Origin of the sequence: Luteibacter rhizovicinus DSM 16549 (genome assembly GCF_001887595.1) — a bacterium.
Taxonomy (GTDB): Bacteria; Pseudomonadota; Gammaproteobacteria; order Xanthomonadales; family Rhodanobacteraceae; genus Luteibacter; species Luteibacter rhizovicinus.
Window position 1 is genome coordinate 1,488,864 of record NZ_CP017480.1, and the last position, 13,436, is coordinate 1,502,299.

At 65.9% G+C, this 13,436-nt stretch carries 13 protein-coding genes; 4 read left to right on the top strand and 9 right to left on the bottom strand.

Annotated elements, in window-relative coordinates; translation table 11 throughout:
- Positions 1-34: 34 nt before the first annotated feature.
- From BJI69_RS06825 to BJI69_RS06835, 3 genes are all read right to left on the bottom strand, one after another.
- Positions 35-739, bottom strand: coding sequence for a helix-turn-helix transcriptional regulator (locus BJI69_RS06825; protein ID WP_046965784.1), 705 nt, complete (start codon positions 737-739; stop codon positions 35-37).
- Positions 740-808: 69 nt separating this feature from the next.
- Positions 809-1,447, bottom strand: a complete 639-nt coding sequence (locus BJI69_RS06830) for a glutathione S-transferase family protein (RefSeq protein ID WP_046965785.1) — start codon at positions 1,445-1,447, stop codon at positions 809-811.
- Positions 1,444-1,629: a hypothetical protein gene (locus tag BJI69_RS06835; RefSeq protein WP_046965786.1), complete on the bottom strand. Its 186-nt coding sequence runs from the start codon at positions 1,627-1,629 to the stop codon at positions 1,444-1,446. The genes BJI69_RS06830 and BJI69_RS06835 overlap by 4 nt, the downstream gene beginning before the upstream one ends.
- 134 nt (positions 1,630-1,763) lie before the next feature.
- Here BJI69_RS06835 and BJI69_RS06840 point away from each other — a divergent pair, with 134 nt between their 5' ends.
- Entirely contained in the window at positions 1,764-2,789 is a 1,026-nt protein-coding gene (locus BJI69_RS06840) for a class 1 fructose-bisphosphatase (protein WP_181016745.1), read from the top strand.
- Positions 2,790-2,895: 106 nt separating this feature from the next.
- Entirely contained in the window at positions 2,896-3,816 is a 921-nt protein-coding gene (locus BJI69_RS06845) for a patatin-like phospholipase family protein (RefSeq protein ID WP_046965788.1), read from the top strand.
- A 10-nt stretch (positions 3,817-3,826) separates the two neighbouring features.
- Here the strand turns inward: BJI69_RS06845 and BJI69_RS06850 are convergent, their stop codons facing one another.
- The 4 genes from BJI69_RS06850 to BJI69_RS06865 form a co-directional block, all read right to left on the bottom strand.
- On the bottom strand, positions 3,827-5,131 hold the full coding sequence (locus BJI69_RS06850; RefSeq protein ID WP_046965789.1) for a c-type cytochrome: 1,305 nt from the start codon (positions 5,129-5,131) through the stop codon (positions 3,827-3,829).
- Complete coding sequence (locus BJI69_RS06855; RefSeq protein WP_125903003.1) at positions 5,128-7,401, bottom strand: xanthine dehydrogenase family protein molybdopterin-binding subunit; 2,274 nt, start codon at positions 7,399-7,401, stop codon at positions 5,128-5,130. Before BJI69_RS06855 ends, BJI69_RS06850 begins: the two co-directional genes overlap by 4 nt.
- Positions 7,398-7,892 carry a (2Fe-2S)-binding protein gene (locus tag BJI69_RS06860; RefSeq protein ID WP_046965790.1) on the bottom strand — a complete coding sequence of 165 codons (495 nt, stop codon included), beginning with the start codon at positions 7,890-7,892 and terminating at the stop codon, positions 7,398-7,400. Before BJI69_RS06860 ends, BJI69_RS06855 begins: the two co-directional genes overlap by 4 nt.
- A gap of 132 nt (positions 7,893-8,024) precedes the next feature.
- Positions 8,025-8,609, bottom strand: coding sequence for a TetR/AcrR family transcriptional regulator (locus BJI69_RS06865; protein WP_046965791.1), 585 nt, complete (start codon positions 8,607-8,609; stop codon positions 8,025-8,027).
- 279 nt (positions 8,610-8,888) lie between these two features.
- On the opposite strand from BJI69_RS06865, the gene BJI69_RS06870 reads away from it, so the two are divergent.
- Positions 8,889-10,313, top strand: a complete 1,425-nt coding sequence (locus BJI69_RS06870; RefSeq protein WP_052766990.1) for a chitinase — start codon at positions 8,889-8,891, stop codon at positions 10,311-10,313.
- A gap of 138 nt (positions 10,314-10,451) precedes the next feature.
- Here the strand turns inward: BJI69_RS06870 and BJI69_RS06875 are convergent, their stop codons facing one another.
- Complete coding sequence (locus BJI69_RS06875) at positions 10,452-11,291, bottom strand: LysR family transcriptional regulator (RefSeq protein ID WP_181016746.1); 840 nt, start codon at positions 11,289-11,291, stop codon at positions 10,452-10,454.
- Between the two features lie 113 nt (positions 11,292-11,404).
- Here BJI69_RS06875 and BJI69_RS06880 point away from each other — a divergent pair, with 113 nt between their 5' ends.
- The gene (locus tag BJI69_RS06880; protein ID WP_046965793.1) at positions 11,405-12,406 is read left to right on the top strand and encodes a zinc-dependent alcohol dehydrogenase family protein; all 1,002 of its coding nucleotides are present in this window, start codon (positions 11,405-11,407) and stop codon (positions 12,404-12,406) included.
- A gap of 5 nt (positions 12,407-12,411) precedes the next feature.
- Here BJI69_RS06880 and BJI69_RS06885 read toward each other — a convergent pair whose 3' ends face one another.
- Positions 12,412-13,401, bottom strand: a complete 990-nt coding sequence (locus BJI69_RS06885; RefSeq protein WP_078023085.1) for a glycoside hydrolase family 43 protein — start codon at positions 13,399-13,401, stop codon at positions 12,412-12,414.
- Between the last annotated feature and the right edge of the window lie 35 nt (positions 13,402-13,436).

Genomic DNA, 13,436 nt, shown 5'->3' on the forward strand with positions numbered 1-13,436 from the left:
GTTGACGGGAAAACCCCGATCATCGCATTCCCGGTCATTCCAGTCCCGCGTAGTGCCCTCGCATGGTGTCAAGGTAGGCCTTCAGGTCGCGCCCCGGCTGATCGGTAAACGTCTGGCCCTCGTCACGGCAACCCTCGATGCGATCGGGACGGAAATTGCGGAACGCCTGTCGATGCCGGCACCAGGTGCCCAGCGTCCACGCGCCACCCCAGAAGGAGAGGCAGAGCGGCTCCACTTCGCGCGTGGAGGTACGCCCCTCGGCATCGCGGTAGTCCAGGCACAGCACGCAGTGCCCGACGATGGCCGCATGCAGGCGGTCGAGCATCACGGCGACCTGGTTCTGGAAGGGGTCTCTCCAGATCGGCGCGAAGATCTTCGATTGCGCCGAGCGCTCGCGAAGATCGGGCGGCAGCACCGCCTCGATCTTGATAAGTGCCGCCTGTGCCTCGCGCGCCAGCCGTTCGCCCGCGAACGCCCGGACGAAGCGGGTGCCGGCCACGAGCGCTTCGAGTTCGTCGGCCGAGAACATCAGCGGTGGGATGTCCGAACCCTTGCGCAGGACATAGCCGACGCCGGCCTCCCCTTCGATCGGGACACCGGAGAGCTGGAGGTCGGCGACATCGCGATAGACGGTACGTAACGAGACTTCGAGCGTGCTGGCCAGCTGGCGGGCAGGCAAGGCTGTGCGTCGCCCCCGGAGAGCGTTGATGATGAGGAACAGGCGGTCGGCGCGGCGCATACCCGAATCATCGCTTCCCGCGCGGCGCGCGGGAAGCGATGCATGTCATGGCAGCGCATATCCACTCGCTCACGCGACCGCGAGGGTCTGCGCGCGAGCCAGGGCGGCGTCCTGCCCGGTGGCGCGGCAGATGGCCGGCCGGGCCATCAGGCGGGCCACGTAAGCCTCGAACACATCGCGACGCGGCACGATGCCGAAGCGCATGGTCCAGTCCAGGGCGCTGGCCCAGAGGATGTCCGCGGCGGTGAACCGATCGCCGAACATCCAGGGACCCGTAGCCAGCTGGGCCTCGAGCATGTCCATGACCGTATCGAAGTCGCCGTAGGGGCAGGTCGAGGTCGGCGCCGGCTCGTGTTTCATGAAGCGGTCCATCACCGCCGGCTCGAAGCAGGAGCCGTAGAAGGACAGCCAGCGCAGGTACGGACCGCGCAGCGGATCGCCAAGGCCAGGCGCGAGGCCAGCTTCCGGGAACAGGTCGGCGAGGTAGGTGAAGATCGCCGGCCGTTCGGTGACCAGGCCACCCAGGTGCTCGATGGCGGGCACCTTGCCCATCGGATTGACCTTCAGATACGCCGGCTGGCGCTGCTCGCCCTCGACCAGGTTCATCACATGGATGTCGTACTGCGCGCCCAGCTCCTCGAGCAGCATCAGGGTGCTTCCCGAACGGCTGTTCGGCGCGTGGTGGAACTTGATCCGACTGGCATTCATGCGTGTAACTCCCTGGTGGTCTTGGTGGCGATCTTCGAAGCCGGCCTGGCGGGCGCGGAGCCGTTACGTGGCAACGGCAGCCGCCCGTCGTTGGGCGCGAACCGGTATTGCCCATCCATCAACAGTCCCCGGCGCCCGAGCGGCGCGTAGAGCACGGCGACACGATCGAGAAAACGATTCATGCGACTTCCCTCCCCGTTGCTTCGGTAGAGGGACAGTCTGCGCGAGGGCTGCTGACAGCGTTCTGTCAGCAGCCCTCTGGCGCCGTTCACCCGGCACCCGGACAATGGGTGGTTTAGCGCCTGAGTCCGTCCCGATGACGAAACCGATTTCATTGATCCAGTTCCTGATCGAAGAGAAGCGCGAGGGGCACATCAACGCCCAGCTCAGCCTCCTCATCGAGGTGGTGGCACGCGCCTGCAAGCGCATCTCCGTCGCGACCGGCAAGGGTGCCCTCGGCGGCGTGCTCGGCAACGCCGGCTCGGACAACGTGCAGGGCGAGGCGCAGAAGAAGCTGGACGTGATCTCCAACGAGATCCTGCTCGAGGCCAACGCCTGGGGCGGTCACCTCGCCGCCTGCGCCTCGGAAGAGATGGAAGATCCGCAGCCGATCCCCGATGCGTATCCCAAGGGCAACTACCTGCTGCTCTTCGATCCGCTCGACGGCTCGTCGAACATCGACGTGAATGTGTCGGTCGGTACGATCTTCTCGGTGCTGCGCTGCCCGGATGGCGTCACCGAGCCGACGACGGAGGACTTCCTCCAACCCGGCACCGACCAGGCTGCCGCCGGCTACGTGGTCTATGGCCCGAGCACCGTGCTCGTGCTGACCTTCGGCCATGGCGTGCACGAGTTCACCCTCGATCGTGAGCACGGCAGCTTCGTACTGACGCGCCGGGGCATCACGATTCCCGACGAGACGGCCGAGTTCGCCATCAATATGTCGAACCAGCGCCACTGGGAAGCCCCGATGCAGCGCTACATCGGCGAATTGCTCGCCGGCGCGACCGGCCCGCGTGGGCGCGACTTCAACATGCGCTGGGTCGCCTCGATGGTGGCCGACGTCCATCGCATCATCACCCGCGGCGGCGTCTTCATCTATCCGCTGGATGCGAAGATCACCGCCAAGGGTGGCACCGGCAAGCTGCGCCTGATGTATGAAGCCAACCCCATGGCCTTCATCGTCGAGCAGGCCGGCGGCGCGGCGACCACGGGCCGCGAGCCGATCATGAGCCTGCAGCCGACCGCCCTGCACCAGCGCGTGCCGGTGTTCCTCGGCTCGAAGCACGAGATCGAGATCGCCACCCGGTACCACGTCGAAGCCGACGACACGCGCGACTGAAGCAACGACCGGGCGGCGTCCTGCCGCCCGGTTTCCGCCACTTACCTGTCATTCGTGCGCCGCGCCGGTGCCCGATGATCCGCCAGCCCCCTCTCGGTCCGCCCTCATGACGCTTCGCGCCCGCACCTGGCTTCCGCTGGTTCTCGCCACCCTGCTTTGCGGCTGCTTCGGCGGCACGAAGCCGGATGCCCGTCCGGACAACGCCGTGCCCGTGCTGGCCGCCAAGCCGCGGATTGGCCTGGCGCTCGGCGGCGGTGCCGCCAAGGGCTTCGCCCATATCGGCGTGATCAAGATGCTGGAAGCCAGCGGCATCCATGTGGACGTGGTCTCCGGCACCAGCGCCGGCAGCGTCGTGGGCGTCCTCTACGCCAGCGGCATGGATGCCTTCCAGCTGCAGGAAACGGCCTTCTCGCTGGACGAAGGCAAGATCCGCGACGTTCGCTTCTTCTCCGGCGGCATGGTGCAGGGCCAGAAGCTGCAGGATTACGTCAACGACCTGCTGAAGAACACGCCGATCGAGAAGCTGCACACGCCGTTCGCCGCGGTGGCCACCGAACTGGAAACCGGCGAGCGGGCGATCTTCGTCCGCGGCAACGCCGGCCAGGCCGTACGCGCGTCCAGCAGCATTCCCGGGGTGTTCGAGCCGGTGGAGATCAACGGCAAGCACTTCGTCGACGGCGGCGTAGTCAGTCCCGTGCCCGTCGATGCCGCGCGCCAGCTCGGTGCGGACATCGTGATCGCCGTGGATATCTCGGCACGTCCCGACGGCAACAATCCTGCGGGCATGGTCGGCATCGTCGGCCAGTCGATCACCATCATGGGTCGCAAGCTGGCCGAGCAGGAGCTTGGCCGTGCGGATATCGTGATTCGGCCGAAGGTCGGTCAGATCGGCCCGACCGACTTCGACCAGAAGAACGTGGCCATCCTCGAGGGCGAGCGTGCCGCGCTCGCCGCCATTCCTTCAATCAAGGCAAAGATCGCCGAGAAGACGGCCGCCATGGGCAAACCGCCGGTTCCCGCACACTGACCGATTCGCTTTACAGGTCGCGTCGCTTGGCCACGTCGTCCGCCGTGACCGTCCCTTGCTTGCCACCGAAGTGCCCGATCACGAAGTTGGCCAGCGCGGCCACTTCGGGATCGCTGTAACCCTGCCCGAAGGCTGGCATGTAGACGTCCGTTTCGCCGATGCGCATGGTCACCCCATGCAGGATCGCCTGCGTGACATTCAGACCCTTCGGATCGTTGACGCCACGCGTTCCGGCCAGACCGGCATAGGGGGTCTGCTGGCCCGCGCCATTCCACTGGTGACAGCTGGCACAGGCGCCTTCGAACAGGCGTCGGCCCTCCGCGTTCACCCCTTCCACGTCACCACCCGGCGCGACGGCGGTGGATGCCACCATGGCCTTCGGTGCCGTATCGACCATGATCGGATCCTTGCCCTCGCGAGCCGGAACCGTACGTAGCCAGGTCACCAGTGCCGCGGTGTCTTCCGGCTTCAGGAACTGCAGGCTGTGTGCGACGGCCTCGCCCATCGGGCCCATGGCCGAAGCGTGTCCTTCGGTATGCCCCGTACGCAGGTACTGCGTCAGCGCTTCGTCACTCCATTTGCCGACGCCATGCGTTGGGTCGGATGTGATGTTCCACGCGCGCCAGCCCTGCAGCTCCGCCCCGGCCAACGACTCGCCGTGCTTCAGGCCGAAGCCCAGGTTGCGCGGCGTGTGGCATTCCGCGCAGTGACCGAGCGGACCGGCAAGATAAGCGCCGGCGTTCCACTCGGGCGTTTTCGACGGATCGTTCTGGAAGCGCTGGCTGCGGAAGAACGCCGCGTTCCAAAAACCCATTGCCCAGCGCTGGTTGAAGGGGAAACCGAGATCGTTGGGCCGCTCCGGCTGATTCACCTTCGGCAGCGTGAACAGGTAGGCCTTGATCGCCAGCACGTCTGCACGGCTGAGCTGGGTGTATGCGGTGTACGGGAAGGCCGGATAAAGATGCTTGCCGTCCTTGCGCACGCCCTCGCGTACGGCCCGCACGAAGTCGTCGTCGCTCCAGCTGCCGATGCCGGTCTCGACATCCGCCGTGATGTTGGAGGAGTAGATGGTGCCGAAAGGCAGCTTGAACGGCAGGCCGCCGGCGAAGGCTTTACCGGTCTCCGGAACGGTATGGCAGGCGATGCAGTCGGCCGCGCGTGCCAGGTATTCGCCCCGTACCACCGGATCGGCATTCGAGGGCGCACCGGCGATAATGGGTGACGTACCGTCGGCCGAGTCCGTTCGATTGAGGGCGAAGTACGCCACCGTGCCAATGATCAGGAGCAGCACGACGAGGATGAGGAAGCGCTTCATGCGACGTCTCCCTTTCCGGTCCCGATCTCGGCGACGTGTTTGAGGGCCTCGGCCGATTCCACCAGCGACGTGCGCGTCACCGGAAGCTCGCTGAGGCGCACGCCGGTGGCGGCGTAGATCGCATTGGCGAGCGCGGGCGCCGCGATGGCCGTGCCAACCTCACCGAGCCCGCCCGGCGACTCGCTGCTGTTCACGGTGTACACCTCCATCACCGGCGCTTCGTTGATACGCAACGTGCGGTAATCGTGGAAGTTGCTCTGCTCGATCATGCCGTCCTTGAGCGTGATGCCGTTGAACATCGCCGCACTCAGTCCGAATAACAGTCCGCCCTGCACCTGCGCCTGGATGGAGCTCGGATTGATGGCGATGCCGACATCGACCGCGACCACCGCGCGACGCAGACGCAGCACGCCTTGCGCGGTGACTTCGACCTCGACGATGGCGCAGACATGGCTGCCGAACGGCGACGCCACCGCGATGCCGCGGCCGACCCGTGCAGGCAACGGCTGCCGGCCCCAGCCGATCTTCTCCGCGGCGAGGTCCAGCACGCCGAGCGGTCGCGAGCCCGGCTTCATCAGCGAGCGTCGGTAGGCGAGTGGATCTTTTCCGGCGGTTTGCGCCAGATGATCGATGAAGCTCTCGACGATGAACAGGTTGTGGGTGGGCCCGACACCACGCCACCAGCCGACCACGAGGCCGGGCGGCATCTCGTGACGCACCCATTCCACGAGCACGTTATCCATGTCATAGGGCAGGTCCGCCGCCGATTCGATGGCGTCGCTGTCCATGCCGTCCTTGCCCATGGCCGCCGGCAACCAGCGCCCGAGCACGGTACCGCTGGTAATGCGGTGCTTCCATGACGTCGGCTTGCCGTCGTCGCCGAGGGTGGCCGAGATGCGATCGAAGTAGAGCGGGCGAACGCGATCGTGACGAATGTCCTCCTCGCGACTCCAGATCACTTTCAGCGGATACGCCACCTGTTTGGCGAAGGCGACCGCCTGCTCGACCTGGTCGGTTTCCAGGCGCCGGCCGAAGCCACCGCCGAGGTATTGGTTGTTGACCGTCACCGCCTCCAGCGGAATGCCACAGATGCGTGCGGCCTCCTTCTGCACACGCGTGGGCACCTGGGTCCCCGTCCAGACCTCGCACTTGCCCGGGGTGACGTGCACCGTGGCGTTGAGCGGTTCCATCGGCGCATGCGCCAGCATCGGCGAGACGAAGGTCATCTCGACGGCCTTGCCGCCGGCCGCCGCCTCACCTTTCGGCTGGCGGCCGACGAGTGCCGGACCCGTGCGTGAGCTTTCCTGCAGCGCACCGACCAGGGTGGCGGTATCCAGGTGCGCGTTGACACCCTTCCGCCATTCGATCTCCAGCGCATCCAGGCCACGATGGGCGGCCCAGTAGTGCTCGCCAACCACGGCGACGGCGTTGTCGAGTTTGATCACGTCGATGACACCGGGAATCGCGCGCGCCTTGGTGTCGTCGACGCTGCCGAGGGTGCCGGCCAGTTCGGGACTCGTGCGCACCGCCGCGTACTTCATGCCCGGCACTTTCACGTCGATGCCGAACTGCGTGCCGCCGTTGACTTTGTCGGGAGAATCCACACGGCGCAACGGCTTGCCGATGACGGTGAAATCTTTGGGATCCTTCAGCGTGACGGTTGCCGGCTGCGGCAACTTTCCTGCCGCTTCCGCCACGGCACCGAAGCCGAGCGTGCGACCGGAGGCAGCGTGGGTGATCGTGCCGCGCGCCACCGAACAGCTGGCAGGATCGACATGCCATTGCGCGGCGGCGGCAGCGACGAGCATCTCGCGGGCAACCGCACCCGCCTCGCGCAGCGACTGCCATTGCCCGCGCGTGCTCGTCGAGCCACCAGTGATCTGGCCGCCGCCGAGCAAGGCGATCCCGTAGAGCGCATCGCTCGCGATCGAATGCTCGACCTTGATCTGGTCGAGCCCGACACCGAGCTCTTCGGCGAGCATCATCGAGATGCCGGTATAGATGGCCTGGCCCATTTCCGCGCTAGGCATCACCAGTCGCACGCTGCCATCGGCATCGATGCGAATGAATGCATTCGGAGCGAAGGGCGGATTGCCATCCGCTGCGGCGGCCGCCTCATCCGCCGCCTGCCGGCGTGGATTCATCTGGGCAACGGCAGGACCGAGGCCCGCCGTCCACAGGAAGGCGACGGCGAGGCCGCCGCCTGCCAGTTTCATCACGGCACGTCGACCGCTGTCGATGTCGGTGTCGGGGGGCATGCGCGTCTTCATGCGGCGCTCCCGTCGACGAGGACCTGGAGACCCTGGGGCTGACCTGTCGCTGCCTGTTTAATGGCCTCACGGATACGCACGTAGGTGCCGCAACGACAGATGTTGCCGGCCATCGCGGTATCGATGTCCTGGTCGGTCGGGTTCGGCGTGCGCGCCAGCAGCGCCGTCGCGGACATGATCTGCCCCGACTGGCAATAACCACACTGCACGACGTCGACGGCCAGCCAGGCCTGTTGCACCTTCGCCCCTTCGGGCGTCTGGCCGATCGCTTCGATGGTGGTCACGGCGCGATCGCCCACGGCCGACACGGGCAGCTGGCAGGAACGGACGGGCTGGCCATCCAGGTGCACCGTGCAGGCACCGCACTGCGCGATGCCGCAACCGAACTTCGTGCCGGTCAGGCCGATCACGTCGCGCAACACCCAGAGCAACGGCATATCCGGCGGGACGTCGGCCTGACGTTCCTCGCCATTCACGCGCAACGTAACCATAGATTTTCCTCGGCTGGTGGGGCGCGAGGGCCCCATTGGCTGACTCACAAACAGGCTGTCAGGTTACGCCGAATATCACGCTTTGCATGCGGCCGGAATCCACGTATTTGGACCAAACCACCGCCGTGGAGGTCAACCCGCTTCGATCAATTCCAGCGCGGACTGACGGCCCAGCGCAAGGATCTCGTCCGACAGGGCCGGCTCGGCCACGGCGCGCGACAGCGACAACGAGCCAACCATCGAGGCGAACACCGCCATCGACAGCGTGCGGCGACGCTTGCCGCGGACCGTATCCGGCAGCGTGCCGGCGATCACATCGACCATCTCGCTGAAGCCCTCGGTGAAGGCGGCCCGGGTCTCGACGGGCCGGCGGCCCATCTCGGCCGACAGTGCCGCGGCGACGCAGCCAGTCTCCGGATGGTCGCGATGGTCCACCGAGAGATACCCGTTGACCAGCGCCCGGTACCCCTCGCCGCGAGAGGCGGCGATGCGCGCGGCCATCCGTTCGGCGGCGCTGCTGGCACCATTGGCGACGCTCTCCCGGACGAGGTCTTCCTTCGACCCGAAGTGGTTGTAGAAACCACCCTGGGTCAGGCCGACGTCGTTCATCAGGCTGACCACGCCGACGGCATCGATACCGTCGGCACGAAAACGTTCGGAGGCGGCTTCGACGATCTTCTGTCGAGTCTGCTCCTTGTGACCTTTCTCGTAACGCATGCTCACTTACTCCCATCGGGGACGTCGTCCCCTGCCCGTGAGCCGATTGTAACCAATCCTTGCGGGTTGAAATGTCGGTTGTCATGGTGCGGTGCGGCGTGTCGCGTACTCGTTGAAATTCACAGCTTTGCTGAAAGTGACGCCGTGCTGCGCTCCGCGCGCAGATGGCCACGGGAAATCAGACATATCCGATATTCGCCGCCAAATGTGGCCGAATACTCTGGTCACGCACTGCCATGGCGCAGCGCATCCAGAAGACATCGCCGCATGGAGGCCAACATGAAGATCCCGCACCACCGGGCGATCCGCCCTACCCTCGCGCTCGCCACACTCGCCGCGCTCGCGGCACCCAGCGTCTCACTTGCGCTGGATTACGATCCGCACCGCACCTATACCGAGAACTGCGTCGTCACCTACAAGAACGACCGCTTCCGGGCCAAGTGGTGGGTGGAAGCCGGTCACACGCCCGCCGAAGTCGATAACGCCGCGAATCCCTGGGATACGCCGTGGGAACGCACCGGGCAGGGATCACCGACCGGCTGTCCCGGCGGCGACCCGGTCGACCCAGGCAAACCGGATCCTGGCCAGCCGGGCCGGGTGTTGCTGAGCGAGCTGCTCGCCGATGAAGCGCGCCTCACCGCCGATGCGCTGATGGCCGCCGTAAGGGCGTCCATTCGCACGCTGGACAACGCCAGCGTGGAAGCCGTGGCGCCCGGACGGTCGCACAATCCGGTCAACGTGCGTCGCGTCGAAGCGATCGTCGACGAAACTCGATTCGACTACCTTTTCCCGCTGCGTGCGCCGGAGTACACCTATCGTGGATTCCTCCAGGCCGTCGCGAAGTTCCCGGCCGTTTGCGACGACTACAAGGACGGTCGCGACGCCGATGCCATCTGCCGCAAGACGCTGGCGACGATGTTCGCGCACTTCGCCCAGGAAACTGGTGCACACGAATCCTGGCGTCCGATCGAGGAATACCGCCAGGCGCTCGCGTATGTACGCGAAATGGGCTGGAACGAGGGTGCACGGGACGGCTACAACGGCGAGTGCAAGGTCGACGGCTGGATTGCCGAGACCTGGCCGTGCGGCACCTACCCGGATGGTGCGTTCAAGAGCTACTTCGGTCGCGGCGCGAAGCAGCTCTCGTACAACTACAACTACGGTCCCTTCTCCGAGGCGATGTACGGCGATGTGGGCTCGCTGCTGGATGCACCAGAGCGTGTGGCGGACACCTGGCTCAACTTCGCCAGCGCGACCTTCTTCTTCACCTACCCGCAGCCGCCCAAGCCGTCGATGTTGCACGTGATCGACGGCACCTGGCATCCCAACGAAGCGGATCGCTCTGCAGGCCTCGTGCCGGGTTTCGGCATAACCACGCAGATCATCAACGGCGGGGTGGAATGCGGCGGTAGCGCCGAACATGCGCAGTCGGCCAATCGCATCACGTATTACCGCGCCTTCGCCGCGACGCTGGGCGTGCCGGTTCCGGCGGATGAAGTGCTCGGCTGCAAGGGCATGAAGCAGTTTGCCGAGGGGGGTGCCGGGGCCTTGCCTATTTATTGGGAGAACAACTGGACCGAACAGGCCGGCTGCAAGCTGGTCGGTTACCAGACACCGTTTTCCGGGCTGAAACCCGGAGACTACGTGGCGTGCGTGCGCAAGGCATTCCCACACCTCGAGATCGTCGACGACGTCAGAAAGTAAGTCGGCCTCCTGCAGGAGCCGATTCATCGGCGAACAGGCACGTGTGGGAGCCGCTTCAGCGGCGAAAAGCCTACGGAGCGGTGAGACCGAAAAGCATCGCCGATGAATCGGCTCCCACAGGTGCAGGCAGTGGCGGCGCTACAGCGCCGTCGTCGCACGAAGCACTTCTTCGACAAAGGCACGCAGACGCGGCAGATGGCGCAGGTCCGTGTGATAGCCGAGCCAAACATCGCGACCCGGGGCCTCATCGCCCAGATCGATACGGCGAAGACCCGGCGTCGCATCGCCTAGCGGACAAGGCAACACGGCGATGCCGACACCGAGGGCGCAGGCACGCGCCTGCGCTTCGCGGCTGTTGCTACGAAACGCGACCGCGCTTCCTGGCAGGCGCGCGGCTAACCACGCGACATCGGGCATGTCGCCGAAGGCCGTGTCCATCGTGATGCGCTGGCGTGGCGAGGTGTCGTCGCCCGTCGTCGCTGTGTAGGCCGCATACGGCATGTGCAGGAGTCTTCGTTGGGCGATATCCGGCTCGTCGAAGGGCGCGATACGAAACACGAGGTCGGCTTCGCGCCGCGCGAGGCTCAGCAGGCGCGCATCCGTGACCAGCTCGATCGTCACCGCGGGATGGCGTCGATGCATCGACGCGACCGCGTGGGTGAGCACGTGCGAACCGAACCAGTCCGAGGAGGACACGCGCAGGCTGCCGTCCAGTTCACCGGGTCGACCGCTGGCCGCACGGGCGATGCCAAGCGCTTCGGACTCCATGCGCTCGGCATGGGCGAGCACGGCAGCGCCTTCGTCGGTGAGAAGGAAGCCTTCGCTCGTCCGCTGGAACAGCGTCTGCCCCAAGGCGGCCTCGAGCGCGCGGATACGCCGGCCCATCGTCGGCTGGGTCTGGCCGAGCTCGCGGCCAGCGGCGCCAAGCGTGCCGCTGCGGGCCACGGCCAAGAAGATGCGTAGATCGCTCCATTCCATGCCGTCATCATGCATTTATGCATGGATGTCGTGCAATCCTGGCGATTCTCCATGCACGAACGAGGGACTACCTTAGGAACCAAGGACGACGCCGTCGCCCATCAGAGCTCCGCATGATCACCTCACGTCCGATGTCAGCCCTTCGCCTGGATGCACCGGGGTCGCCCCTCACCCTCGTGCAGCTTCCGCGACCGATCGCCGGCCCAGGCGAGGTACTGGTCCGCATCCTCGCCGCGGGCCTGAATCCGCTCGACACCAAGATCCGCGCCGGCCAGGCCGCGCACGCACGCCAGCCGGCGCCTGCCGTGCTGGGCATCGATATGTCGGGCACGGTGGAAGCCGTGGGCGAAGGCGTCGAGGGCTTCGCACCAGGCGATGCCGTCTACGGGATGACCGGTGGCGTCGGCGGGGTGCAGGGTTCCATGGCGGAGTTCGCGAGTGTCGATGCGCGACTCCTTGCCCTCGCCCCCTCGGGACTGCCCCTCGCAGACGCGGCCGCGCTGCCGCTCGGCTTCATCACGGCCTGGGAAGGGCTGGTCGATCGCGCGAAGATCCAGGCCGGACAGACCGTGCTGGTGCACGGCGGGGCAGGCGGTGTCGGCAGCATGGCCGTCCAACTGGCGGTGGCGCTTGGCGCACGTGTCGTGGCGACCGGTAGCGCCAGCCAGCTGGCGACGATCGCCGCGATGGGTGCGACCGCCATCGACCGCCACGAGAAGGACATCGAGGCCATCGTCAACGAGAACACGCAGGGCGACGGCTTCGACATCGTCTACGACACCCTCGGCGGCGCAACGCTCGACGCCTCCTTCGTCGCCGCGCGCCGCTATGGCGGCCACGTCGTCAGCAGCCTCGGCTGGGGCACGCATGCTCTCGCGCCGCTGTCCTTCCGTGCCGCGACGTACTCGGGCGTGTTCACGCTGATGCCGCTGCTGACCGGCAACGGACGCGAACAGCACGGCCACATCATGGCTGAAGCGACGCGCCTGGCCGACACGGGCAAGCTACGGCCCGTGCTCTCCGCGCAACGCTTTCGACTGGCGGATGGTAACGCCGCCCTCGACCTCGTCGAGAGCGGCCGCCCGGCCGGCAAGGTGATCGTGACGATCCACTGAGCGGATCAGCGCAGGGGATGCGCCTTGACGCCTTCGTTGGTGATCTTCACCGGAAGGATCTTTCCGTCCTTGTCGAACGACATGACATCGATCGAGGTCACGCGGTCGTTGGCCTTGGTGTCGCCGAGCGGATGACGGTGGTACACGATGTACCAGCTGTCGTCGCTGGCCACGTGGAAGACGGAGTGATGCCCGGCACCGGTGGCAACCTTCGGGTCCTGCTTGAGGATCGTCCCCATGTTCTTGAACGGTCCCATCGGTGAGTCGCCGATCGCGTAAGCCACCGAGTAGTTGGGTCCGCCCCACCCACCTTCGGACCACATGAAGTAGTAGTGCCCGTTGCGCTTGAACATCAGCGGGCCTTCGACGTACTCGGGGCTTGGCGTGATCTCCTTGAACACCGTGCCATCGGCCATCGGCTCGACGCCGGTGAAATCCGGCTTGAGCTTGACGATGTTGGCGTGCTTCCAGCCACCATAGATCATGTAATACGTGCCGTCGTCGTCACGGAAGACGAACTGGTCGATCGGCTGCGCGCCGTTATGGAAGGCGCCGACCAGTGGCTTACCCAACAGGTCCTTGAACGGTCCCTCCGGCTTGTCGGCCACCGCCACGCCGATACCGCCCAGCTCTTTGTCGTTCTGGATGTCATTGGCGGCGAAGAAGAAATAGTACTTGCCGCCCTTCTCGACCAGGGCTGGCGCCCACAACGCTTTCTTCGCCCAGGGGATCGCCTTCATGTCGAGCACGTCGGCGTGTTTGGTCCAGTGCACCAGATCGGGCGAGGAAAATGCGTCGAATCCGACCTGCTCGCTATAGGCGAGCGACGTGGTCGGATAGATCCAGTACTGGTCGCCGAATATCGCGGCCTCGGGATCCGCATACCATCCGGGAAACACCGGGTTCCCCGAATAGCCGGGAGGTGGTGCAGCCAGCGCACCCGTGGACAGCAGCGCAGCCATGGCCGCGCTGCCGATCATCTTGCGAAACCCCATCGCGATCTCCGGTTCGACGTTATCGAACCATCGAT

Coding starts and splice junctions, on each gene's coding strand:
- BJI69_RS06825 (WP_046965784.1), bottom strand. CDS start 739: ATGCGCCGCGCCGACCGCCTGTTCCTCATCATCAACGCTCTCCGGGGG.
- BJI69_RS06860 (WP_046965790.1), bottom strand. CDS start 7,892: ATGGTTACGTTGCGCGTGAATGGCGAGGAACGTCAGGCCGACGTCCCG.
- BJI69_RS06875 (WP_181016746.1), bottom strand. CDS start 11,291: ATGGAATGGAGCGATCTACGCATCTTCTTGGCCGTGGCCCGCAGCGGC.
- BJI69_RS06865 (WP_046965791.1), bottom strand. CDS start 8,609: ATGCGTTACGAGAAAGGTCACAAGGAGCAGACTCGACAGAAGATCGTC.
- BJI69_RS06855 (WP_125903003.1), bottom strand. CDS start 7,401: ATGAAGACGCGCATGCCCCCCGACACCGACATCGACAGCGGTCGACGT.
- BJI69_RS06885 (WP_078023085.1), bottom strand. CDS start 13,401: ATGGGGTTTCGCAAGATGATCGGCAGCGCGGCCATGGCTGCGCTGCTG.
- BJI69_RS06870 (WP_052766990.1), top strand. CDS start 8,889: ATGAAGATCCCGCACCACCGGGCGATCCGCCCTACCCTCGCGCTCGCC.
- BJI69_RS06830 (WP_046965785.1), bottom strand. CDS start 1,447: ATGAATGCCAGTCGGATCAAGTTCCACCACGCGCCGAACAGCCGTTCG.
- BJI69_RS06850 (WP_046965789.1), bottom strand. CDS start 5,131: ATGAAGCGCTTCCTCATCCTCGTCGTGCTGCTCCTGATCATTGGCACG.
- BJI69_RS06835 (WP_046965786.1), bottom strand. CDS start 1,629: ATGAATCGTTTTCTCGATCGTGTCGCCGTGCTCTACGCGCCGCTCGGG.
- BJI69_RS06880 (WP_046965793.1), top strand. CDS start 11,405: ATGATCACCTCACGTCCGATGTCAGCCCTTCGCCTGGATGCACCGGGG.
- BJI69_RS06845 (WP_046965788.1), top strand. CDS start 2,896: ATGACGCTTCGCGCCCGCACCTGGCTTCCGCTGGTTCTCGCCACCCTG.
- BJI69_RS06840 (WP_181016745.1), top strand. CDS start 1,764: ATGACGAAACCGATTTCATTGATCCAGTTCCTGATCGAAGAGAAGCGC.